Origin of the sequence: Streptomyces sp. NPDC087300, assembly GCF_044744425.1 — a bacterium.
Taxonomy (GTDB): Bacteria; Actinomycetota; Actinomycetes; order Streptomycetales; family Streptomycetaceae; genus Streptomyces.
The window spans coordinates 544,247-567,654 of record NZ_JBIUYI010000007.1 but is presented as its reverse complement, the minus strand read 5'-3'; the positions used below and the strand labels follow the sequence as shown (position 1 = coordinate 567,654).

Sequence of the window (23,408 nt, the reverse complement as noted above, 5' to 3'; positions counted from 1 at the left end):
TGGCGTTGACTTTTGGCACGCTGTTGAGTTCTCAAGGAACGGACGCTTCCTTTGTACTCACCCTCTCGGGCTTTCCTCCGGGCGCTTCCCTTCGGCGTTTCTTTTGTTCTTGCGTTTCCGACTCTATCAGACTCTTTCGTGTCCGACTTCCTCGGTGCCTTTCCGGTTTCCGCTCCGGCCTTTCGGCTTTCGCGTTTCCCTTTCCGGCGAGTCCGACTTTATCAGAAGTTTTTGGCCGGACTGACCGGCTCAAGTTTTTCCGATTTATCGGGGGTGGCTTCTCAATCAATGAAATTCGAGAAGCAAGGAGATGTTAACTGTCGCCGCCGGACTTGTCCAGCTCTAGGCAACTGTTCGAATCTACCTCCCCAATCCATCCGTGTCAACGGTTTTCTTGGGGCGAAGAGGAGACTAGCAGCTCAGCGGGGCCGTACGCACATCACGCTGCGAGGGGGACCTCGGAACTGCGGTCGGCTCCCTCCAGGTCCCCCGTTTCACCCTCGCGCGCGGCTCGGCCGCCCAGGACATAGACGTACGCGAGGAAGGCCAGTTCAGCGGCGATGCCGATGCCGATGCGGGCCCAGGTCGGCAGGCCGGAGGGGGTGACGAAGCCTTCGATGGCGCCGGAGACGAAGAGGACCAGGGCCAGGCCGATCGCCATGCCCAGGGCGGCTCGGCCTTCTTCGGCGAGGGCCGTGCGGCGGGTGCGGGGGCCTGGGTCGATGACGGTCCAGCCGAGGCGCAGGCCCGTGCCGGCCGCTACGAAGACCGCGGTCAGTTCCAGGAGGCCGTGCGGGAGGACCAGGCCGAGGAAGGTGTCGAGGCGGTCGGCCGAGGACATCAGGCCGATGCCGACCCCGAGGTTGAGCATGTTCTGGAAGAGGATCCAGATGACGGGGAAACAGAGGAAGGCGCCGAGGACCAGGCACATCGCTGCCGCCTGGGCGTTGTTCGTCCAGACCTGCGCGGCGAACGAGGTCGCCGGATGACTGGAGTAGTACGTCTCGTACTCGCCGCCGGGGCGGGTGAGCTCGCGCAGTTCGCCGGGGGCGGCGATCGATGCCTGGACCTCGGGGTGCGTCGCGATCCACCAGCCGATGATGGCGGCCAGGACCGTCGAGAGCAGTGCCGTGGGGACCCACCAGTGGCGGGAGCGGTAGACCGCTGCGGGGAAACCGCGGGCAAGGAAGTGGGTCACGTCGCGCCAGGAGGCTCGGCGGGTTCCTGTCACGGCACTACGCGCGCGTGCCACCAGGTGTGTGAGGCGGCCGATGAGCTGTGGGTCGGGGGCGCTGGACTGGATCAGGGAGAGGTGCGTCGCGGTGCGTTGGTAGAGGGTGACCAGTTCGTCGGCCTCCGCTCCGGAGAGGCGGCGTTGGCGGCGCAGCAGGGCGTCGAGCCGGTCCCATTCGGCTCGGTGGGCGGACACGAAGACGTCGAGGTCCATCGGGTGGCTGCTCCTCGTACTGCGGCGCGTGGCTGTTCAGCTTGGCAGACTGGCCAGTCCTACGGCAGGGCAGGGAAGGGCGGCGGGCGTGAGTGAGCTTGTGACGGGTGAGGCGGTGGCGCTGGAGCTGCGTCCCGCGAAACTGCCGAGCCGGGCCCTCGCGGTGCTGATCGATCTGGTCGTGGCATGGGCCGTCTATCTGGCGGTGACCGTGGGGATCCTCGCCTCGACGGCCTCCCTGGACGACGCCGCGGCCGCCGCTGTCGCGGTCGCCGCCTTCGTACTCGTACTGATCGGCGGGCCCATCGCGGTGGAGACGCTCAGCCATGGGCGGTCGCTGGGGAAGCTGGCGTGCGGGCTGCGGGTGGTGCGGGACGACGGCGGGCCCATCCGGTTCCGGCACGCGCTGGTGCGCGGGGCCGTCGGAGTCGTCGAGATCCTGATGACGTTCGGGGTCGTCGCGTGCGTCGCCTCGCTGGTGTCGGCGCGCGGGCGGCGGCTCGGAGATGTGTTCGCGGGGACGCTGGTCGTGCGCGAGCGGGTGCCTTCGGGGCAGGGGGAGTTCGTTCCGCCTCCGCCGCCGTGGCTGGTGGGGCGGTTCTCCGGGCTTGATCTGTCCGGTGTGCCCGAAGGGCTGTGGCTGGGGATTCGGCAGTACCTCACGCGGATGCGGCAGTTGGATCCGCAGGTGGGCTGGGCGATGGCGGAGCGGCTCGCCGCCGATCTGGCCGATCGCACGGGGGCGCCCGCGCCGCAGGGCGTGCCGCCGGCCGCCTATCTGGCGGCTGTCGTCCACGAGCGGCAGGCGCGGGACACGCGGCGGGCCTTCGGTGAAGCGTCGGCGCCGTATGCCGTGGGCGGGGGTGCGGGTGTGGATGCGGGGACCGGGTCGGGGGCTGCGGGTGCCTATCCCCCTCCCCCGGCTGTGTCGAGCTCCCCCGCCTCGTCGACTTCGGCTGCTCCCACACCCGCGCCCGCGCCCGCATCTTCGGCCCCGGCTTCTGAGGAGGCCGGGCCTCCCGCCACTGGGTTCGCGCCGCCCGCGTAGCTGGTGGAGCCGGGCGGCGTCAGGTGAAGGCGGACGGCGGGGTTTCGAGGTGTTCGAGCTCGATGCCCGGGGCCGCGAGGACGACGTCGCCGGTGAGGTGGACGGCGTGCTGTTCGCCGGTGTCCAGGGCTGTGACCTGGTATTCGTCCACGGTCAGCGGGCCGTTGTCAGTGGCGTGTGCTTCGCTTTTCAGCAGGGTCCAGGACTGGTCGAGGGTGCGGGGGGCCAGGACCGGGTCCGTGAAGGCGACCAGGCGCAGGCGGGTCGCGGGGGAAGCGGGGGTCAGGCGCAGGAGCCGGGCCGTCGCGACGAGGAAGGCGGGGGATGTGCCGGTGAAGGCGTGAGCGGGGGCGTTGTTCTCCGTGGCGTGTTCGCCGGTGGAGTCGGTGCGGACCCAGGTGACGCCGTTGAGGGCGGCGGCGCGGACCTGCCAGTCGCCGGCGTGGAGTTCGAGGCGGATGGGGCGGCCGCGGTCGTCGAGTGCGAGGTCGACGGAGCCGGCTGGGTCGCCCGAGGGGGTGGTGCGCTGGGAGACGTAGCGCCAGCCGGAGGGGCCGGGGGCGCAGTGGAAGTGTTCTTCACCGAGGGGGGTGTGATCGTGCGGATCATGGAGCGAATAACGGCCGCGGGGCATGGGTCTCGGTCCTCGGTCCTGTTCCTGGCGTGAGTCTCGTCGGGCTTTGGCTTCTCGGGCTCTGGGTCGTCGGGCCTTGACTCGTCGGGCGTTTTGGCTCGTCGGCCGCAAAGCTTCGGCTCGTCGGCCGCAAAGGGGCAGGCCCCCGCCGCGGGGGCGAGGGCCTGCTGAAGTGGTGCTGACCGGTGGCCGGTCGGACCGTCAGTAGCGGTAGTGGTCGGGCTTGTACGGGCCCTCGACCTCGACGCCGATGTACGAGGCCTGCTCGGGGCGGAGCGTCGTGAGCTTCACGCCGAGCGAGTCGAGGTGCAGACGGGCGACCTTCTCGTCGAGGTGCTTGGGGAGCACGTAGACGTCGGTCGGGTACTCGTCCTGCTTGGTGAACAGCTCGATCTGGGCCAGCGTCTGGTCCGCGAACGAGTTGGACATCACGAAGGACGGGTGGCCCGTCGCGTTGCCCAGGTTCAGCAGACGGCCCTCGGAGAGCACGATGAGGACCTTGCCGTCGGGGAACTTCCAGGTGTGGACCTGGGGCTTGACCTCGTCCTTGACGATGCCCTCGATCTTCGCGAGGCCGGCCATGTCGATCTCGTTGTCGAAGTGGCCGATGTTGCCCACGATCGCCTGGTGCTTCATCTTGGCCATGTCCGAGGCCATGATGATGTCCTTGTTGCCGGTCGTGGTGACGAAGATGTCGGCCTTGTCGACGACCTCGTCGAGCGTGGTGACCTGGTAGCCGTCCATCGCCGCCTGGAGCGCGCAGATCGGGTCGACCTCGGTGACGATCACGCGGGCGCCCTGGCCGCGCAGGGACTCCGCGCAGCCCTTGCCCACGTCGCCGTAGCCGAGGACGACCGCGGTCTTGCCGCCGATGAGGACGTCGGTGGCGCGGTTGATGCCGTCGATCAGGGAGTGGCGGCAGCCGTACTTGTTGTCGAACTTCGACTTGGTGACGGCGTCGTTGACGTTGATCGCCGGGAAGAGCAGCGAGCCGTCACGGTGCATCTCGTAGAGACGGTGGACGCCGGTCGTGGTCTCCTCGGTCACGCCGCGGATCTCCGAGGCGAGCTGGGTCCACTTCTGCGAGCCCTCGGTGATGGTGCGGTTGAGGAGCTGGAGGATGACGCGGTGCTCGTCGTTCTCGGCGGTGTCGACCGCGGGGACCTTGCCGGCCTTCTCGTACTCGACGCCCTTGTGGACGAGGAGGGTGGCGTCGCCACCGTCGTCCAGGATCATGTTCGGGCCGCCGGTGGGGGTGTTCGGCCAGGTCAGCGCCTGCTCCGTGCACCACCAGTACTCGTCGAGGGTCTCGCCCTTCCAGGCGAAGACCGGGATGCCCTGGGGGTCGTCCGCGGTGCCGTTCGGGCCGACCGCGATGGCGGCGGCCGCGTGGTCCTGGGTCGAGAAGATGTTGCAGGAGACCCAGCGGACCTCGGCGCCCAGGGCGACCAGGGTCTCGATGAGGACGGCGGTCTGCACGGTCATGTGCAGCGAGCCCATGATGCGGGCGCCGGCCAGCGGCTGGGTGGCGGCGAACTCCTTGCGGATCGACATCAGGCCGGGCATCTCGTGCTCGGCGAGGGTGATCTCCTTGCGGCCGAATTCGGCGAGGGAGAGATCGGCGACCTTGAAGTCCTGGCCGTTGATGAGAGTCATGAGTGAGCTGCTCCTCGTGGATGGGTCGAGGGTGGACATGGCTGACCTGCGGCATCGGGCACAGGGGTGCGCCGGCGCGCGCAGCGCAGTCCGTCGGAGGCCCTCTCTCCCTCGGACGATCCGTGCGTGGACCGCCCGACCGCCATCAGCAGCGACGTCTGGCTCCCCACAAAGCTACACCGATTGGCCCAGGGAGCCCCAGCCCGCCTCCAGGCACGTCATCACTGGCACAGAGGCCGTCAGACCCGGACGATATGGGACCTTTGCGCTTTTGATCCTGCGCTTATGTGTTGCAGGATGCCTTGAGATCGGGAACATGTGCGCGATCTTGTTCGGCAAAAGTGTTTGGGCGTTAGGAGATCCACGTGACCAGTCCGGCCGACCCCCCGATAGGCGGGGCCAGCAGCGAGCAGAAGAAGTTGAAGCTGCTCGCGGTGACCGCCTGTCCGACCGGCATCGCTCACACGTACATGGCCGCGGAGAAGCTTTCGCAGGCCGCGGCGAGCCTCGGCATCGACATGAAGGTGGAGACGCAGGGTTCCATCGGGGCCGAGAACGTCCTGACTGACAACGATGTCAGAGACGCCGACGGCATCATCATCGCAGCCGACAAGGACGTGGACCGCAGCCGGTTCGTGGGCAAGCGCGTGCTGTCCGTCGGGGTGTCCGAGGGCATCAGCCACCCCGAGCGGCTGATCGAGCAGGTGCGCAGCGCGCCCGTGCACGGCGGGGGCGGTGGTGGCGGTTCCGCCGAGCCGCTCTCCGGCGGTGGCGGCGGCAAGGAGCGGAGCCTCGCGTACAAGGCGCTGATGAACGGCGTCTCGTACATGATTCCGTTCGTGGTGGTGGGCGGTCTGTTGATCGCCATCTCGCTGTCGCTCGGCGGGCACACCGACCCCAAGGGCGGGCTCGTCATCCCGGACGGCTCGTTCTGGATGCACGTCAACCAGATCGGTGTCATCGGCTTCACGCTGATGGTGCCGATCCTGTCGGGCTACATCGCGTACGCGATCGGGGACCGGCCCGCGCTGGTGCCGGGCATGATCGGTGGCTGGATCGCCAACACCGGTGATCTGTACGACTCCAAGGCGGGCGCGGGCTTCATCGGAGCCATCGTCACCGGCTTCCTGGCCGGTTATCTGGTGTTGTGGATCAAGAAGGTCAAGGTCCCGAAGTTCGTCCAGCCGATCATGCCGATCATCGTGATCCCGATCGTGGCGACCACGGCGCTCGGGCTGTTCTTCATCTACGTCATCGGGAAGCCGATCTCGTGGATCTTCGAGCATCTGACCAGCTGGCTCAGCGGCATGACCGGGACCAGCGCGATCCTGCTCGGCGCGATCCTGGGGCTCATGATCGCGTTCGACATGGGTGGTCCCGTCAACAAGACAGCGTTCCTGTTCGGCGCGGGACTCATCGCGACCGGCAACCAGACCGTCATGGGCATGTGCGCCGCGGCGATCCCGGTCATGCCGCTCGGCCAGGGGCTCGCGACGCTGATCCGCAAGCGCCTCTACACCGAGCAGGAACGGGAGACCGGACTCGCCTCCTTGTTCATGGGCTTCTTCGGGATCTCGGAAGGCGCCATTCCATTCGCCGCCGCGCGGCCCGCGCAGGTCATCCCCGCCAACATGCTCGGCGGCGCCGTCGCCGGTGCCATCGCCGGCATGGCGAGCGTGAAGGACGCGGTGCCGCACGGTGGCCCGATCGTGGCGGTGCTCGGTGCCGTCGGCGGCGTGCCGATGTTCTTCGTGGCCATCGCGATCGGCTCGGTCGTCACCGCGCTCACCACCGTGACGCTGGTCGACCTCAGTGAGCGCAAGCGGCGCGGCGCCCCGCTGGTCGACGTGCCGGGCGGGCCCGAGCCGGTGCTCGCCGGGGTCGGCGCGGCCGCGGGCGGCGCGGCGGTCGCGGCAGGCGGTCTCCAGAAGGCTCCGGAGGCGTCCACCGCACCGGCGCCCGCACCGGCACCCGCACCCACTGCGGCCCCCGCCGACGAGGTCCTCTCCGGCTATCTCACCGAGCAGACCGTCAAGGTCCAGCTGGCCGCCGACGACAAGGAGGCGGCGATCCGCGAGATGGCCGCGCTGCTCGCCGGGACCGGCAAGGTCAACGACGTCGAGGAGCTGGTGCAGACCGCGCTGCGGCGCGAGGCGCAGGGCACCACGGGTCTGGGCGAGGAGATCGCGATCCCGCATGCCAAGACGGACGCCGTGGACTCACCGCTCGTCGGGTTCGCGCGGTCGGCCGAGGGCATCGAGTGGGGCGCGCTCGACGGTACGAAGGCCAAGCTGATCTTCATGATCTCCGTGCCGGAGGCGGCCGCCGGGGACGAGCATCTGCGGATCCTCGCCCTGCTGTCGCGGAAGCTGATGGACACCGGCTTCCGTGAGCGGCTCGAGGCGGCGCCGGACGACGCCGCGATCCTCGACGTGCTGCGCGAGGTCCGGTAGACCACGGCATTACGCAGGCGCAGACAGCGATGGGGCCCCGCACCACACCGGTGCGGGGCCCCATCGACGTACGTAACGACGTACGTACGGAGCGGTCTCAGTGGGCGCCCGGTGCCTTCGCCGGGTTGGTGCCCTGGGCCGCGGCCGCCTCGCTGTAGATGTCCGGTTCGAGGTAGATCACCCGGGCGATCGGGACCGCGGCGCGGATGCGCTCCTCCGCGGCGTTGATCGCGGCGGCCACCTCGGATGCCGTGTCGTCGTGCTGGACGGCGATCTTCGCGGCGACGAGCAGCTCCTCGGGGCCGAGGTGCAGCGTGCGCATGTGGATGACCTTGGTGACCGTGTCGCCGTCGACCAGGGCCTTCTCGATCTTGCCGACCTCCTCGATGCCCGCGGCCTCGCCGAGCAGCAGGGACTTGGTCTCCGCGGCGAGGACGATCGCGATGAGGATCAGCAGGATGCCGATGCAGAGCGTGCCGATGCCGTCCCAGACGCCGTCCCCGGTGGCGAGCGCGAGGCCGACGCCGCCGAGGGCGAGGACCAGGCCGACGAGCGCGCCGAAGTCCTCCAGGAGGACGACGGGCAGCTCGGGCGCCTTGGCGCGGCGGACGAACTCCTTCCAGGAGAGGTCGCCGCGCAGCGGGTTGGACTCCTTGATCGCCGTACGGAAGGAGAAGCTCTCCGCGATGATCGCGAACACCAGGACCCCGACGGGCCAGTACCAGTGCTCCAGCTCGTGCGGGTTCTTGATCTTCTCGTAGCCCTCGTAGATCGCGAACATGCCGCCGACCGAGAAGAGGACGATCGAGACGAGGAAGGCGTAGATGTAGCGCTCGCGGCCGTAGCCGAAGGGGTGTTGCGGGGTCGCCTCGCGCTGGGCCTTCTTGCCGCCGAGGAGCAGCAGGCCCTGGTTGCCGGAGTCGGCGAGCGAGTGGACGCTCTCGGCGAGCATCGACGACGAGCCGCTGAAGATGAACGCGACGAACTTCGCCACCGCGATCGCGAGGTTCGCGGCGAGTGCCGCGACGATCGCCTTTGTTCCGCCTGACGCGCTCATAAGTGCGGGGTGTCCCTTCGCCTTCGTACGTAACGACCACGGCGCCGGGTCAGTGCTTTGCCCGGCCTTTGCGGTGGGTCATTGTTGCAGCACGAGAGGGCGTTGGTACGTCAGGCCACCACAGTGGCACGGAAAACCGTGCCGACTCCGGACACTTCGGCCTTTTCGCCCGCCGGGACGAATGCGGACTCACCGGGCGCCAGGGCCAGTTCGCCCGCGCGGACCGAGCCCGCCGTGCAGAGCAGGATCTGCGGGGTGGCGGCGGTGAGGTCGTGCGGGGCGGCGCCCTCGGGCAGGACGAAGCGGGAGAGGCGGAACTCGTCGATCGGGGTGTCGTAGACCTCTTCGCCGTCGGGGGACGCCTCGGGGCGCAGGACGCCGGGGTCGGCCGCCTCGAAGCGGACGATGCGCAGGAGTTCGGGCACGTCGACGTGCTTGGGGGTCAGGCCGCAGCGCAGCACGTTGTCCGAGTTGGCCATGATCTCGACGCCGAGTCCTTCGAGGTAGGCGTGCGGGACGCCGGCGCCGAGGAACAGGGCCTCGCCTGGCTGCAGTTGCACGTGGTTGAGGAGCATCGCCGCGATGACGCCCGGGTCGCCGGGGTAGTGGTGGGCGATTCCGGCGTACGCCGTGTAGGCACCGCCCAGGCGGCGGGCGGCCGCCGTGACCTCGTCGACCGTCTCGGCCATCTGCTCGGGGTCGGCGGTCAGGACGGCCGTCAGGACCTCGCGGAGCGCGGCCTCTTCGGGGTGCGCGCGCAGCAGGTCGACGTACGGCTTGAGGGAGTCGACGCCGAGGCCCTCCAGGAGCGCGGCGGTCTCCGCGGGGTCGCGGAAGCCGCACAGGCCGTCGAACGGCGTGAGGGCGCAGATCAGTTCGGGCTTGTGGTTGGCGTCCTTGTAGTTGCGGTGCGCGGCGTCGATCGGAACGCCGCGGCGCTCCTCCTCCGCGTAACCCTCCTTCGCCTGCGCGAGGTTGGGGTGCACCTGGAGGGAGAGCGGGGCGCCCGCGGCGAGGAGCTTGAGGAGGAAGGGCAGGCGGGGGCCGAACTTGGCGACGGCCTCCTTGCCGAGCTCGTGCTCCGGGTCCGCGTCGATGACCTCGTTGAGCGCGCCGCGCTCGGTGCGCGAGGGCGCGCCCGGGTGGGCGCCCATCCACATCTCGGCCTGCGGCTCCCCGGTCGGCTCGGCGCCGACGAGCTCCGCGATGGCGGTGGTGGAACCCCAGGCGTAGGGGCGGATGGTGTTGGTGAGGCGGTCCACGGAGGGGGTCTCCCTTGCTACGTACGCGAATGCTGGACTGCGACCGGGATCGGTCCGGTCATGATCGGTCCCCCGAGGCGAGCGCCAGGTAAACGGCGGCGAAATCCGTGACGGCGATCAGCTCCGCCAGGGCTTCGAGCTCTTCGGTGCTCTCCGGTTCGAGCTCGCTGAGCGCGACGTCGTGGCCGTGCGCGAGCTCGCGGGCCGCGGGCGTCGCGGTGAGCCCGCCCGCGTCGGCGGGGCGGTCGCGGAGCAGGACCACGCGGGCGCGGAGGGCCGCCGCGTCGTCGACGCGGTCGCGGAAGAAGTCGTCGGTGTCCTCGCCGCCGGTCGGATTGCCGGCGAGCAGGGCGCCGTGCGCGGGCAGCGCCTCGGGCAGCTCGGCGGCGAGGGCCGCGTGCCCTGCGAGCTCGGCGAGCGTGGCGGCGAAGCGGCGGCCCGCCGCGCCCGCGGACTGGCCCTCGGTCCAGATGAGCGGCAGCGCGTCGGAGAGCTCGACGGCGAGCGTCTTGGCGGGGTTGCTGTACGTCGTGATCGCCGGACCGCAGCGTTCCGCGACGCTGTCGAGCCGGTCGGCGACCTTCTGGAGGGTGTCGACGGGGGCGGTGATCAGGCCCGTCCTGTCGAGCAGCACGAGCAGCGGGACGAGCAGCGCCCACAGGGTTCCCGGGGCGCCGGGTGCGGCCTCGTCCTCCACGCGGCGCGCCTCGTAGGAGGCGGCGAGGCGGGTGGTCTCGTCGTGCGCGCCTTCGTAGGCGCCGTACGGGGATGTGGCCATCGGGACCGTCAGGCCGTGGCTGCCGTCCACGCCCTCGGCGAGCGGCGAGCGGGCGGGGGCGACGGCGACGACCGTGCAGCCGCGCCGGTACGCCTGCTCGGCGAGGAGCGAGAGGCCGGGCTCGGAGCCGTCGGGGGTGGCGATGAGCAGCAGGTCGACGGGGCCCACCCAGCCGGGCAGGGCCCAGCGCAGGGCGCCCGCGGCGGGGGCGACGCCCGTCGGGGCGAGGCGGACGACGGGGCAGCCGCCGCCAGCGAGGCCGCCGAGCAGATCGGCGACGCAGGCCGCGGCGGTGCCGGGGCCCGCGATCAGGATGGCGCGGGGGCGGCCGTCGGGCTTGAGGTCGGTGAGGCCGGCCTCGGCGGAGTGCCGGACCGCCGTGCGGACGCGGGCGCCCGCCTCCGCGGCGGCCCGCAGCAGCCCGCGGCGGTCCGCGCGGGTGAGTGCCTCGGGGACGTCAAGGAGTGACTCGTCGAGCATGGGGCCTCCGATCGCCGTGCGCGGCTTCCTGCCTGTGCTGGTCGGGCGCCGTCCCGCGCCGGGGGGTGCCGGGCGGGGCAGCGGGCCGCGCCGTTACGCGGGGCGGCGGGCCTCGTCGACCAGGAGCACGGGGATGCCGTCGCGGACCGGGTAGGCGAGGCCGCACTCCTTGGCGTCCGCCGTGCAGATCAGCTCGGTGTCCGTCTCCTTGAGAGGGGCGTGGCAGGCCGGGCAGGCGAGGATCTCCAGGAGGCCGGCTTCGAGCGGCATGGGGTGGGTCCCTTCAAGCTGAACGAGTGGGTTGTCGCACGACCGCGGTGCGGGCTGCCGTGGTGCGGGATTCCGGGCGGGATCCATGCGGTGGCGGCTCGGGATGCGGCCTGGTCAGCCTACCTCCGTGCGGGGCGGGGCGGAGGGGTCTGGAGGGGTGGGGTGGGGGCGGCGGGTGGGCGGGCGGCGTCCGGGACCGTCGGGCAGGGGCCGGACGGGGCGGAGGAGCCGGCAGCCCACGATCGGCGGGCGGTGCGGGCCGACCGGCCGGGACCTTGGGCGGAGGCGCTCCGGCGTGCGGTGGCGGAGGCCGTTGGCAGGGAGTCGGGGGGCGTGCGTGCGCCTGTGGCTGGCCACTGCGTGGGCGGTGCGAATCGGCAGGTCAGAGGCTTGGGTGGGGGCGAGCCGGGTGCCGGACGGCTAGGGAATTGGGCGGACGGGAGTTGGGGGGACGGGAGTTGGGGGGACGGGAGTCGCGGGGGACGGGGAGGCGGGTGGTCACGGTGCCGGGCGGCCAGGGCGTCGGGCGGCCACGGTGCCGGACGGCCAGGGCACCGGGCGGCCACAGTGCCGGACCCACGGCACCGGACGGCCACCGCCCCGGACAGCCACAGTGCCAGACGGCCAGGGCACCGGGCGGCCACAGTGCCGGACGGCCACGGCACCGGACGGCCACCGCCCCGGACAGCCACAGTGCCAGACGGCGACCGCGCCACGCGGCTACCGCGGAAACTGCCCACACGTCAGTGCCCGACCCCCGCCGTCACCGGGACGGACGGCGGGGACTGGCCGGACACGGTCTTCGGCGAAGGCGGTCGGCGCGAGCCGTGGTCCGTGGTCCGTGGCCCATGGCCCATGGCCTGTGAACCGTGGCCCATGGACCCGCGCCGAGGCCTCGACGAGGCCTCGGCAAGCGTCAGCCGCGGATGATCGACAGCGCCTCGTCGCGGGCCTTGGCCATCGTCGTCTCGTCCCTCGCCTCCACGTTGAGGCGCAGCAGGGGCTCCGTGTTCGAGGCGCGGACGTTGAACCACCAGTCGGCCGCGGTCACCGTGAGGCCGTCGAGCTCGTCGAGGGTGATGCCCTCCTGGCCCTCGTACGTCGTCTTGATCGCGGCGAGGCGCGCGGCCTGGTCGTCGACCGTGGAGTTGATCTCTCCGGAGCCCGCGTACCTGTCGTACTGCGCGACTAGCGCGGACAGCGGTCCGTCCTGGCCGCCGAGGGCCGCGAGGACGTGGAGCGCGGCGAGCATGCCCGTGTCCGCGTTCCAGAAGTCCTTGAAGTAGTAGTGCGCGGAGTGCTCGCCGCCGAAGATCGCGCCGGACTTGGCCATCTCCTCCTTGATGAAGGAGTGGCCCACGCGCGTGCGCACGGGCGTGCCGCCGTTCTCCTTCACGACCTCCGGGACCGACCAGGAGGTGATGAGGTTGTGGATGACGGTGCCCTTGCCGCCGTTCCTGGCCAGCTCGCGGGAGGCGACCAGGGCGGTGATCGCCGACGGGGAGACCGGGCCGCCGTTCTCGTCGACCACGAAGCAGCGGTCCGCGTCGCCGTCGAAGGCGATGCCGAGGTCGGCTCCCTCCGCGCGCACCCGCTCCTGGAGGTCCACGATGTTGGCCGGGTCCAGTGGATTGGCCTCGTGGTTGGGGAAGGTGCCGTCCAGCTCGAAGTACATCGGGACCAGTTCGAGGGGCAGTCCCTCGAAGACGGTGGGGACCGTGTGCCCGCCCATGCCGTTGCCCGCGTCGACGACGACCTTGAGCGGGCGGATGGCGGTCAGGTCGACCAGGCCGCGCAGGTGCGCCGCGTAGTCGGTGAGGGTGTCGCGCTGAGTGAGGGTGCCCTGGCGCGCCGCGCTCTCGGGGACACCGGTCTCGCTCCAGCTCTCCACCAGGGCGCGGATCTCCGAGAGGCCGGTGTCCTGGCCGACCGGGGCGGCGCCCGCGCGGCACATCTTGATGCCGTTGTACTGGGCGGGGTTGTGCGAGGCCGTGAACATCGCGCCCGGCAGGTTCAGCGCGCCCGACGCGTAGTAGAGCTGGTCCGTCGAGCAGAGGCCGATCTCCGTGACGTCGACGCCGCGCGCGGCCGCACCGCGCGCGAAGGCGCGGGAGAGGCCCGGCGACGAGGGGCGCATGTCGTGCCCGACGACGATGGCCTCCGCTCCCGTGATCGCTGCGAAGGCCGCCCCGAACAGCTCGGCGAGCGACTCGTCCCACTGATCCGGGACCACCCCGCGGACGTCGTACGCCTTCACGATCTGGGACAGATCAGCAGTCACGGCCAACCCTCTCTACGGTTCTGCTAGCTCAGCGAGTACGGAGAGTTCTCCCCGGTCACCACAAAAGTACCTGCTGCCGCCGACAGCCGACCGGGCCTCCCGGCAAGCTCCCGCGCGGCCGGCCGCGCAGCGGGCTCACGGCAGCATCCAGCCGAGCACCGGCGTGCTCTGGCCCACCACGATCAGGCACATCACCAGGAGCAGTCCCAGGCTCCACGGCAGCACCTTGCGCAACAGATCGCCCTCCTTGCCCGCCAGGCCGACGGCGGCGCACGCGATCGTCAGGTTCTGCGGGGAGATCATCTTGCCGAGCACGCCACCGGAGCTGTTGGCCGCGGCGAGGAGCTCCGGGGAGAGCCCCGACTGCTGGGCGGCGGTCACCTGGAGGGCGCCGAACAGCGCGTTGGCCGAGGTGTCGGAGCCGGAGACCGCGACGCCGAACCAGCCGAGCACCGGCGACAGGAAGGCGAGGCCCGCACCGGCGGCCGCTACGTAGTGCCCGATCGTGGCCGCCTGCCCGGAGAGGTTCATGACGTAGGCGAGGGCCAGCACGGAGGTCACGGTGAGGATCGCGAAGCGCAGCTCGTGGACGGTGGCGAGCCACTCCCTGACCGCCACGCGCGCGTGCACCCCGATGACGGCGGCCGTGACCATCCCGGCGAGCAGCACCAGCGTGCCGCCGGTCGACACCAGCGGCAGCGAGAAGACGTTGCCGCCGACCGGCTTGCCCGTCGGGTCCGCCACGTTCAGGAACGGCCAGTCGAAGGTGCGGGTCGCCCTGGCGAGCAGGTCCTTGACGGCCGGGATCTGGGCGAGGGAGAAGATGGCGACGATGAGCGCGTACGGGGCGTAGGCGCGAAGGACTTCGGGGCGCGGGTCGTCGTGGTCGAGGTCTTCGCTGCGGGCGCCGGTGAGGACCGCGGCGCGGACGGGCTCGGCGGCCGGCTCGCGCGCGGAGGGCACCGCCACGAGGGCGCCCGCGCCCGCCAGGGCCGCCCCGATGTCGGCGAGTTGCGCGGAGACGTAGTTGGAGGCCGCGAACTGCGCGGCGGCGAAGGCGAATCCACAGGCCAGGGCGGGTACCCAGGTCTCGCGCAGGCCGCGCCGTCCGTCGACGAGGGCGACCAGGAGCAGCGGCACGACGAGCGCGAGCAGCGGCGTCTGGCGGCCGACGACGGTGGCGACGGTGTCCAGGGGCAGGCCCGTCACCTGAGCCAGCGTCACCACCGGGGTGCCCATGGCGCCGAAGGCCACGGGCGCGGTGTTGGCGACGAGCGCGACGACCGCGGCGCGCACCGGGTCGAAGCCGAGGGCGACGAGCATCACCGAGCAGATCGCGACGGGCGCCCCGAACCCGGCGAGTGCCTCCAGGAGCGCGCCGAAGCAGAAGGCCACCACGAGGGCCTGGATGCGGGGGTCGTCGGAGAGGCGTCCGAAGGAGCGGCGCAGGATGTCGAAGTGCCGGGTGCGGACCGTCATCCGGTACACCCACAGGGCGTTGACGACGATCCACAGGATGGGGAAGAGGCCGAAGAGCGCTCCTTGGGCCGCGCTGGAGGCGGTCTGGCCGAGCGGCATGCCGTACGCGAGCCAGGCGACGACGACGGCGACCGCGAGGCCGATGAGGCCGGCCAGGTGGGCCTTCATGCGGACGGCGCCGAGCAGGACGAGGACGGTCAGGAGGGGCAGGGTCGCGACGAGTGCGGACAGGCCGAGCGAGTCGGCCACGGGCTCCAGTTGCTGGGTGAACACAGGCGGCTCCCCGGTTTCCGTGATGCGGAAAGTGATCTCTCGCGAGTGGGGGAATGCTCGTGTCCGCGACGAGGGCACGTCAATGGGTCGTACGCCGACTGTTGTTCAGCGATAAACGACAGGGGTCTACGGAGACGGGATCTACGGAGACGGGGCTCTACGGAGAGGTGCCGTTCAGGACTCGGGTGAGCGCAGCACCCGGAGATGGCCGCGTCGTGCGACCTCCATCGGGTCCGCCGTACGCGGGCCGCCGCCCGCCTCGGCCGCGCGCTGCTGCGGGCGGGCCGCCTCGCGCACCGCGTTGGCGAGCGCTTCGAGATCGTCGCCGCTGGGCCTGGCGGGACCGGACGCGTCGGCGAGCCGGACGACGTCCCAGCCGCGGGGCGCGGTCAGCCGCTCGGAGTGCTCGGCGCACAGGTCGTAGCAGTGGGGTTCGGCGTAGGTGGCGAGGGGGCCGAGGACCGCGGTCGAGTCGGCGTAGACGTACGTCAGCGTCGCGACGGCGGGACGGCCGCAAGCGGTGCGCGAACAGCGACGTACAGGGCTCACGACGTTGGACGGTACCGCACTCTTGAGCGGGCCGCGACGACTCCCCATGAGCTCACCCCACCGTGTCGTGCCGCTCGCTCCCCTCCGGAGTACCGCGCGGGCGCCTCGTTGACCTGCGCGGACACCAGTGACCACTGGGGCGGGTGGTGTTGAATCCGGTCACCACATGGCGCGAATCACGTCATTTGTCGCGAGGCCGACGGTCCCGGAGAGATATGTAATCGAGCCCCACCTTGGCCGGAATGGTCAGGAAGCGACATGGCGTGCGCCGTGCGGAAAGAGCGATCTCGAGGACTACGCTTCGTCAGTGATGGACGACCCCGTACAGCCCCGCTCAGCAGACCCGAGGCCCCGCCGCCGCGACCGGCACGGCAGGGGCATGCGCGGTCCCGTCGCGCCGCCCCAGGTGCCGCTCTCGGCGAGCCGTGCCGAGTCGTTCACCGACCTGGTGCAGGACTCCGTGGAGCGTCTCGAGCGGCGCTGGCCGCAGCTCACCGAGATCGAGTTCGTGGTGCTTGAGGTGCCGCCCCTCGGCGGCTCCGACGGGGGCGACGGGGAGTGGCGCGACGAGGTGGTGCCGCTCGGCGGCACGATCGCGGCGAACGAGGGGCGGCCCGCCCGCGTCGTCATCTACCGGCGCCCGGTGGAGATCCGCACCAAGGGACGCGACGAGCGCGCCGCCCTGGTGCACGAGGTGGTCGTCGAGCAGGTCGCCGAACTCCTCGGCCTCTCCCCCGAGTCGGTGGACCCGCGCTACGGGGACGAGGAATGACGTCCACCGCCCCGCGCGCGGGAACCGGCTCTCACTGACCCGCGGGCCCAGGCGCCGTCACCGCTGGAGCCCCGTCACTTCTGGAGCGCCATCGCTTCTGGAGCACCGTCACTTCTGGAGCACCGACAGATCCCGCTCGGCCCTGGGTACCGCGACCGTCCCCCGGTCGTCCGGCAGCGTCTGCACCGTGAACATCGGGATGCCGTCCTCCGGCAGCGCCAGCATCCGCGAGCCGTGGACCTCGCCGCCGGACACCGACTCCACCGTGAGGGCGTACTGCCCCTTGAGGCCCTCGGGCACCGGCGGGTCCGCGATCTCCAGGGTCGTGCCGCCCTTGACCGTGTACGTCTTCGAGGCCGGTGAGCCGCCGCCGGTGCCCGCGGAGGCGGTGACCTTCACCTTCGCCGACTTGCCGGGCGCCACCAGGGAGAGCGTGGAGCCCTTGGCGCGGTTGTCGGCGACCGTCGCGCGCGTGCCCACCGCGTCGGTCGCGGGGATGAACGCCGTCTCCTGCTTGCTGCCCTTGCCACGGGTGACGCGCAGCCCCGCCACCACGGGCACCGCCGTGTCCGTCGGCGTCAGGATCAGCGAACCGGGCTCTCCCTTGGTGACGTCACCGAGGTCGACGGCGGCCGTCATGCCGGACTTCACGTGCAGGTTCTCGTGGCCCGCCGGGGTGATCGTGCCGTTCGGCGAGGCCAGTTGCACCTTGAGGTCCGCGTCGTCGGATCCCGGCGTGAAGGCGACCAGGCGTACCGAGGTGGCGTCCTTGGGGATGCCGGGCAGCACGAGGCTGCTCGCGGGGTCGGCCGACGGGGGCAGCCAGTCGCCGCCGAGCTTCTCGTCGGAGGACTGCACATGGGCCGCGACCCGGCCGCTGCGCGCCGTCACGTGCATCGTGAGGTTCGTGTAGGGCTTGCCGGTGAGCGTGGAGAGGAGCACCGGGACGCTGGAGTGCGGCTGGACCTGGATCGCCTCGCCCACCTCGGCCTTGACGACGCCGTTGGGACCGTAGAGCTGGACGTCGACGACGGCCGCGGAGTCGTCGGGGTTCGTCAGGTGGATGTAGTCGCTGCGGTCCTTGGCGGTGCTCGCGCCCGGGAACCAGAAGTCCGTGTCGGGCGCGGTGCAGTTGGTGCCCTGCACGCCGCGGCCGCTGCCCACCGCGTACGTCGTGGTCTGCTGCACGCTCCAGCCGGGCGCGAACCCGCCGTCCGCGGTGCCGATGAGCGCGGGCGAGTCACCGCCGGACGTCTCCCCCGCGACCGGCTCGCCGGGCTTCTTCTGGGACAGGAAGGGCTTGGCCTTCTTCTTGTCCTCCTGCTTGGCCGCGTCCGTCAACGCCTTGCTCACGGGCAGCAGTTCCGCGGTGCCCTTGCCCTCGGCGCCGCTCGACCTCGGGGTGAACGCCGTGTACGAGGTCTCGGCGAGGTCCGATGCGCTGGGCACCGGGCAGAGCAGGCTGGTGCGCTCGACGGGCAGCCGCGCCGCGGCCTTCGCCCCGCCGTCCGAGGCTTGCGTGCCGCTGGACGCGGCGTACCCGGTGACGGCGCCGAGCACGACGACCACGGCGATCAGGGACTGGGTGGTGCGGTTCACTGCTGGCTCCCGTCGGGGCGCTCACTGTCGGTGCCGTGCGGCGGTCGCGGAGGGGCCGGCGGCATCGGAGGCTGCTGCTGCGCGTAGGGGTCTTCGTACTGCCCGTACTGCTGCTGCTCGCCTCCGTAGGCGCCGCCCGCTCCTCCGTAGGAGGCGTACGGGTCGTACTGGCCGCCCTGGTAGGCGTCCGACGGGTACGACGACTGGTCGTAGGACCCGGCCGGGTACTGCCCGCCCTGGAACTGCTGCTCGGCGCCCGCGTGTGCCGGGGTCTCCCACTCGTCGTACGACGGCGACTGCTGCGGGACCGCGGCGTGTTCCTCCTCCGGAGGAGGAGGAACGTCCTGGCCCGCCTCCTGCGCGGCCTGCTCGTTCTGGGCCCGCAGCCTGCGTGCCCTGCGGCCCTCGCCCTCGACCGCCTGGGCGGGGATGACGGGCTCCTCGGGCAGGTCGTCGTCGACGTCGCGGCGGCGGCCCGGCAGCGCGAGCACCACCAGGACGAGGGCGAGCGCGCCCTGCGTCCACAGCCAGGCCGCGTGGCTCAGCGGGGTCTCGAAGGTGACGTCGAGACGGCCGCCCGCGCTGGGCAGTTCGAAGCCCTGCGCCCAGCCGTCCAGGGTGACGCGGTCGAGCGGGCGGCCGTCCAGGGTGGCGGTCCAGCCCGGGTCGGCCGAGTCGGCGAGCCGCAGGACGCGGCCCTGGTCGCCGGAGGGGATCTTCGTGTGCAGTTCGACAGGGCCCGCGGCGACCGGCTCCGGGTCGCCGCTCTTCGGGACGACGGCGGCGCGGGAGACCTGCCGGTCCACGCGCCACAGGGCGCTGCCGTCCTCCTGGCTCAGCCGGGTCAGGCCGGGCGTCGCGTCCAGGGTGCGGCTCATCTGGCGGGGCGCCCCGTCGCGTACGAGGACGTAGCGGACGGCGAAGCCGCCGAGCTGGTCGGCCTGGTCGGCTCCGGAGCCCGCGATCAGGCGGGCGACGATCTTGTCGAGCCGGTCGTCGGCGGCCGTGGTCGCGGTGAGTTCGGCGTCGCCGAGGCGCGCGCCGGAGCCCCGGACCAGGGAGTACGCGACATCGGCCGCCGACTCGCTGTCCAGGACGAGGGTGCGGGCCTGGTCCTGCGTGCCGCTCTCCTCGGCGACGAACGCGGGCACCTGCACCGGGTCGCGCCTCTCCAGGGGCCCTTCGGCGCCGCGGATCATCCATCCGGCGGCCACCAGCAACGGCCCGGCGGCCGCCGCGAACGCGATGAGCGCGGCGAGCGGCTGACGCCACCCGAAGCTCTGCTCGGCGACACGCGCGCGTGCCCCGTCGGCGCCGAGCGCGGCGGCCGCGAGGAGCGCGATGCCGTACGCCAGGGTGGCCGGGCCCGCCCAGGCCGACTGGTTCGACAGGACGGCGAAGACCAGCGCGACCAGGGCGACGGCCCAGGCGGTGCGCACGGCGAGCTGCCGCTCGGCGCGCAGCAGGGCGCCGAGCGCGGCGAGCACGATGCCGATGAGCAGCAGCCCGTCGACCGTGCCGGGGCCGCCGGGGCTGCCGCCGAGCAGGTCGAACGCGCTCGCGGAGCCGGTGCCGAACTCCAGGCCCGCTTCCCGGAAGAAGCCGAAGGGCAGCAGCGAGAGGGACCACGGGGCGAGCATCAGGAGCGGCGTGCCGAGCGCGGCGAGGAACCGCGGTGCGTAGGCCGTGAGGTCGCGGCGGCGCAGCACCAGGAGGGCGAGGCCGAGCACCAGGGCGATCGGCCAGACGATCGGCGTGAAGGCCGTGGCGAGCGTGAGCAACAGCGCGTACGCCCAGGTGGCGCGCCAGGTGCCGCGCGTGCCCTCGGGGGCCGTCAGACCGCTGGCCGCGATGCCCGCGCGGGCGATGAGCGGCAGCAGGACGGCGAGGACGGCGGTGCCGATGCGGCCGCCCGCGAGCGCGCCGGTGGCGGCGGGCAGGAAGGCGTACGCGACCGAGGCCCAGGCCCGCAGGAGCCGGGACTGGACGAGCGGGCGCGAGGCGAAGTACGCGGCGAAGCCGGCCAGCGGCACGGAGCCGACGAGCAGCACGGTGACCGCGAGTCCGGTGGAGCCGAACAGCAGGGTGGACAGGCCCGCGACGAGCGCCACGTAGGGCGGCGCCGCCTGGGTGCCGCCGGTGCCGACGGCGTGCCAGCCGTCCAGGTAACGCGACCACAGGCCCGAGGAGTCGGCGGGCGCGGGCAGCAGCGCGCCGCCCGCGAGCGCACCGCTGCCGAGCAGCGCCCGGCAGGCGATGAGCGAGACGAAGAGCAGGACGACGAAGAGCATCGGTCCCGGCTTGCGGGCGATGCGCTTGAGCCGGGCGAACTGCTCGATCTGCAGGAAGTCCGCGTCGTCGCCGCCGGGTCCCGACTCGACGGCGCCGTGCCGTCCCGCGCCCGCGGGGGCCTCCGCGTCGGCGCGGCCGACGACGCTGCCCGCCGCCTGTTCGACGGTGGCGCGCACGGTGGCGCCGGGCGGCGGGAACAGCGGCCGCATCTCGCCCGCTTCCAGCGCGGACTTGCCGCGCGTCTTGCGGGCGCCGAGGATCCGGCCGGGGCGCAGCAGCGTCGCGAGGAGTCCCGCGATCTCGTCGATGGCCTGTCCCGGCGCCTTGCCGACCAGATACGCGACGGTGCGCAGCAGCGTGCCGACCACGAGCCGGAACAGCACCCAGGGCAGCACGGCCGTACGCGCGTTGACGAGCAGGGTGTAGGCGGCGCCCGCCTTGTCGACGCGGTGCGGCGACGTCGCCGTGCGCCCGACGCAGTCGACGGTGCGGCGCTCGCGCGAGGACGCCTCCGCGTGCCGCACGACGGCGTCGGGGGCGACCAGGACGCGGTGGCCCGCGGCGTGCGCGCGCCAGCACAGGTCGACGTCGTCGCGCATCAGGGGCAGCCTGCGGTCGAAGCCGCCCAGCTGTTCGTAGACGTCGCGCCTGATCAGCATGCCGGCGGTGGACACGGAGAGCACGGGCCGTACGTGGTCGTGCTGGCCCTGGTCCTGTTCGCGACGGTCGAGGCCGGTCCAGCGGCGGCCGCTGTTGGCGATGGAGACGCCGACTTCCAGGAGCTGCCTGCGGTCGTACCAGCCGCGGAGCTTGGGGCCCACGACGGCTACGTCCTTGCCGAGCTCGTGTTCGTTCTCGACGACGCGCAGCATCTCGGCGAGGGCTTCGGGCTCGGGCGCGCAGTCGTCGTGCAGCAGCCAGAGCCACTGCACGGGCTCGCCGTGCGGCAGTTCGGGCATGTCGTACGCCTCGTCGCGCCAGGTCCTGCTGACCGGGTCCCAGCCGCTGGGGCGCTTGAGGTACGGCAGCTCCTCGGGGGTGAGCACCCCGGCGGTGCGGGCGGCCTCGTCGACGGCGGTGCCGAAGCCGGAGCGGCGGGCGAGGTGCAGCACGCGGTCGGCGCCGAGGGCCTCGGTGACCAGGCGGGCGGAGTCGTCCGCGCTGCCGGTGTCCGCGGCCACCGCGTTCTGCACGGGGCGCTCCTGGCCGAGCAGGCCGGCCAGGGCGTCGGGCAGCCAGCGGGCGCCGTCGTGGGAGACGAGCACGGCGGTCACGACGTGCCGCGGGAACTCGGGAGCGGCGGCCTCTTGATGGGCTGCCGAATGGCTGTGCACGGACATCGAGGTACGGGCCCCGGTTCGATGGACTGCGGTGGACGCCTGCGCCCTGCGGGGGCGCCGGGGCGTCTCGGACGGGGCCCCACACTAACGGCTGGCACCAGGGCGGCCCGCCGCCTGTGGATAACCCACGGGTGACGGGCCGTTCGTTGCGCATTGTTTGAGGGAGGTGTGTGCCGAATTGGTCGGGCGGCACGCGCCGTGGCGGTCCGGGCTCCGCACGCGCTTCCTTCACGTACGCGCGCGTGGCGGCCGCCGGGGTCGCGCGGGCCGCAGGGCGGCGGTCGCGCGGGAGTTCAGACGGTGGTCGTGCGGGTTTCAGACAGCGGCCTTCTTCAGGCGGCGGCGCTCACGCTCCGACAAGCCGCCCCAGATGCCGAATCGTTCGTCGTTGGCGAGTGCGTATTCGAGGCATTCGGAGCGGACTTCACAGGCGAGGCAGACCTTCTTGGCCTCGCGCGTGGAGCCGCCCTTCTCGGGGAAGAAGGACTCGGGGTCGGTCTGGGCGCACAGCGCGCGCTCCTGCCAGCCGAGTTCCTCGTCCGCGTCCTCGACCAGCAGTTCCTGAACCAGCTCGGTCATGTGCGCCCCTCGTCTGTCTGTGCGTCCCCGTGGTGCTTGCCGTTACCGATTTCGGCTGAACGACACGAGTGAAATTACAAGTGTGCCGATCCGGGCCAGTCAAGCCGAGATCTGCTATTGGGTCCCTTATTCACTCTGCGGAACCAAGGCTATGCGGAAAGTGTTCAAATCGGCATAAACCCTGACACTGGTCAGCGACCCGCTCCGGCGCACTCCGGCGCAACCCCGGAAGGTCTCACCGGGAAAGACGTCGATGTTTGAGTGCCGGTTGCTGCGCCATGTGTCCTGTGCGCCGACTGCACAAACCTTTCGCCTGAGAGAACAACCGGATGAGGTGAAACATATCCCACATTCCGGACATAGAGTTGACACCGAAGGTATGAGCCGGTGTCCTAGTGGGCATGCTCGCGAACCTGGCTCTTTCGATGACCCGCACCAGCGGGTCCATCGGTGCTGCCCACGCGCGCTGTTGCTGTTCCTGCTCCAGCTGTTGAGTTCTTCCAGCTGTCGAGCCGCGTTCCCCGCTCCACGTCTCCACCTCTCCACACGTCTTCGCATCTCTGCGCTTCACCCTTCCTTCGCGACACCCCAGCACTCTTACGTTGAGGAACCACCGCACGATGAACAGCGACAGCGACCTCCAGATCGCCGGCGACATCCTCGAAGTCCCGCACCTCCTGCAGCCCGCCCGCGAGCACCCCGCCACCGTGGCCGAGTTCGTCGGCCTGGCCCGCACCATCGCGGCCGACCGCGCCCAGTGGGCACACCTCGTCGAGTACGACGCGACCAGCCGCTGGTACCACCGCCTGCGCACCGGACCCGGCTACGAGGTCTGGCTGCTCTCCTGGGTGCCCGGACAAGGCAGCGGCACGCACGACCACGGGCGCTCGTCCGGCGTACTCACCGTCCTGGAGGGTGAGTTGACCGAGCGGACGGAGCGGGGCACGCGGGCGCTCGGCGCGGGCGCCCAGCGCGTCTTCGCGCCGGGGTACGTCCACGAGGTCGTCAACGACTCCCTCGAACCGGCCGTCAGCCTGCACGTCTACCACCCCGGCCTGACCGAGATGCCGATGCACGCGGCCCGGTGCGCCGCCGCCACCACGGACGACGTCGCCGGGGATGTCGTAACCGCCTGACACGTTGTCGTACCCGCCTGACA

At 71.6% G+C, this 23,408-nt stretch carries 17 protein-coding genes; 4 read left to right on the top strand and 13 right to left on the bottom strand.

Annotated features, from left to right (window positions below; translation table 11 throughout):
• Positions 1 to 439 precede the first annotated feature (439 nt).
• Positions 440 to 1,447: a stage II sporulation protein M gene (locus ACIO9J_RS30815; protein ID WP_402006780.1), complete on the bottom strand. Its 1,008-nt coding sequence runs from the start codon at positions 1,445 to 1,447 to the stop codon at positions 440 to 442.
• Between the two features lie 88 nt (positions 1,448 to 1,535).
• On the opposite strand from ACIO9J_RS30815, the gene ACIO9J_RS30810 reads away from it, so the two are divergent.
• Positions 1,536 to 2,495: an RDD family protein gene (locus ACIO9J_RS30810; RefSeq protein ID WP_402006777.1), complete on the top strand. Its 960-nt coding sequence runs from the start codon at positions 1,536 to 1,538 to the stop codon at positions 2,493 to 2,495.
• A gap of 19 nt (positions 2,496 to 2,514) precedes the next feature.
• On the opposite strand, the gene ACIO9J_RS30805 is transcribed toward ACIO9J_RS30810, so the two are convergent.
• Together ACIO9J_RS30805 and ahcY are read right to left on the bottom strand one after the other, a co-directional pair.
• Entirely contained in the window at positions 2,515 to 3,129 is a 615-nt protein-coding gene (locus ACIO9J_RS30805; RefSeq protein WP_402006774.1) for a hypothetical protein, read from the bottom strand.
• Positions 3,130 to 3,330: 201 nt separating this feature from the next.
• Positions 3,331 to 4,785, bottom strand: coding sequence for an adenosylhomocysteinase (gene ahcY / locus ACIO9J_RS30800; RefSeq protein WP_402006771.1), 1,455 nt, complete (start codon positions 4,783 to 4,785; stop codon positions 3,331 to 3,333).
• Between the two features lie 365 nt (positions 4,786 to 5,150).
• On the opposite strand from ahcY, the gene ACIO9J_RS30795 reads away from it, so the two are divergent.
• Entirely contained in the window at positions 5,151 to 7,238 is a 2,088-nt protein-coding gene (locus ACIO9J_RS30795) for a fructose-specific PTS transporter subunit EIIC (protein ID WP_402006768.1), read from the top strand.
• A gap of 97 nt (positions 7,239 to 7,335) precedes the next feature.
• Here the strand turns inward: ACIO9J_RS30795 and ACIO9J_RS30790 are convergent, their stop codons facing one another.
• From ACIO9J_RS30790 to ACIO9J_RS30760, 7 genes are all read right to left on the bottom strand, one after another.
• On the bottom strand, positions 7,336 to 8,295 hold the full coding sequence (locus ACIO9J_RS30790; protein ID WP_402006765.1) for a cation diffusion facilitator family transporter: 960 nt from the start codon (positions 8,293 to 8,295) through the stop codon (positions 7,336 to 7,338).
• A gap of 110 nt (positions 8,296 to 8,405) precedes the next feature.
• Positions 8,406 to 9,557, bottom strand: a complete 1,152-nt coding sequence (manA, locus tag ACIO9J_RS30785) for a mannose-6-phosphate isomerase, class I (protein WP_402006762.1) — start codon at positions 9,555 to 9,557, stop codon at positions 8,406 to 8,408.
• 58 nt (positions 9,558 to 9,615) lie between these two features.
• Positions 9,616 to 10,815 (bottom strand): SIS domain-containing protein, encoded by a 1,200-nt coding sequence (locus tag ACIO9J_RS30780; RefSeq protein WP_402006759.1) that lies wholly within the window; start codon positions 10,813 to 10,815, stop codon positions 9,616 to 9,618.
• A 93-nt stretch (positions 10,816 to 10,908) separates the two neighbouring features.
• Positions 10,909 to 11,085 carry a Trm112 family protein gene (locus ACIO9J_RS30775; protein WP_098242904.1) on the bottom strand — a complete coding sequence of 59 codons (177 nt, stop codon included), beginning with the start codon at positions 11,083 to 11,085 and terminating at the stop codon, positions 10,909 to 10,911.
• A 916-nt stretch (positions 11,086 to 12,001) separates the two neighbouring features.
• Complete coding sequence (locus tag ACIO9J_RS30770) at positions 12,002 to 13,366, bottom strand: phosphomannomutase/phosphoglucomutase (protein WP_402006755.1); 1,365 nt, start codon at positions 13,364 to 13,366, stop codon at positions 12,002 to 12,004.
• A 135-nt stretch (positions 13,367 to 13,501) separates the two neighbouring features.
• Positions 13,502 to 15,118, bottom strand: a complete 1,617-nt coding sequence (locus tag ACIO9J_RS30765) for an L-lactate permease (RefSeq protein ID WP_402006752.1) — start codon at positions 15,116 to 15,118, stop codon at positions 13,502 to 13,504.
• A gap of 174 nt (positions 15,119 to 15,292) precedes the next feature.
• Positions 15,293 to 15,715, bottom strand: a complete 423-nt coding sequence (locus ACIO9J_RS30760) for a DUF3499 domain-containing protein (RefSeq protein ID WP_402006749.1) — start codon at positions 15,713 to 15,715, stop codon at positions 15,293 to 15,295.
• Between the two features lie 262 nt (positions 15,716 to 15,977).
• Between ACIO9J_RS30760 and ACIO9J_RS30755 the strand changes: the two genes are divergently transcribed.
• On the top strand, positions 15,978 to 16,439 hold the full coding sequence (locus tag ACIO9J_RS30755) for a metallopeptidase family protein (protein ID WP_402006746.1): 462 nt from the start codon (positions 15,978 to 15,980) through the stop codon (positions 16,437 to 16,439).
• A 108-nt stretch (positions 16,440 to 16,547) separates the two neighbouring features.
• Here the strand turns inward: ACIO9J_RS30755 and ACIO9J_RS30750 are convergent, their stop codons facing one another.
• The 3 genes from ACIO9J_RS30750 to ACIO9J_RS30740 all read right to left on the bottom strand — a co-directional run bounded on the left by ACIO9J_RS30750 (position 16,548) and on the right by ACIO9J_RS30740 (position 22,249).
• Positions 16,548 to 18,038 (bottom strand): DUF5719 family protein, encoded by a 1,491-nt coding sequence (locus tag ACIO9J_RS30750; protein ID WP_402006743.1) that lies wholly within the window; start codon positions 18,036 to 18,038, stop codon positions 16,548 to 16,550.
• On the bottom strand, positions 18,035 to 21,670 hold the full coding sequence (locus tag ACIO9J_RS30745) for a glycosyltransferase (protein ID WP_402006740.1): 3,636 nt from the start codon (positions 21,668 to 21,670) through the stop codon (positions 18,035 to 18,037). The genes ACIO9J_RS30750 and ACIO9J_RS30745 overlap by 4 nt, the downstream gene beginning before the upstream one ends.
• Before the next feature lie 315 nt (positions 21,671 to 21,985).
• Positions 21,986 to 22,249 carry a WhiB family transcriptional regulator gene (locus ACIO9J_RS30740; protein WP_016642094.1) on the bottom strand — a complete coding sequence of 88 codons (264 nt, stop codon included), beginning with the start codon at positions 22,247 to 22,249 and terminating at the stop codon, positions 21,986 to 21,988.
• 620 nt (positions 22,250 to 22,869) lie between these two features.
• On the opposite strand from ACIO9J_RS30740, the gene ACIO9J_RS30735 reads away from it, so the two are divergent.
• Positions 22,870 to 23,385, top strand: coding sequence for a cysteine dioxygenase (locus ACIO9J_RS30735; protein ID WP_402006736.1), 516 nt, complete (start codon positions 22,870 to 22,872; stop codon positions 23,383 to 23,385).
• The last annotated feature ends 23 nt before the right edge of the window (positions 23,386 to 23,408 follow it).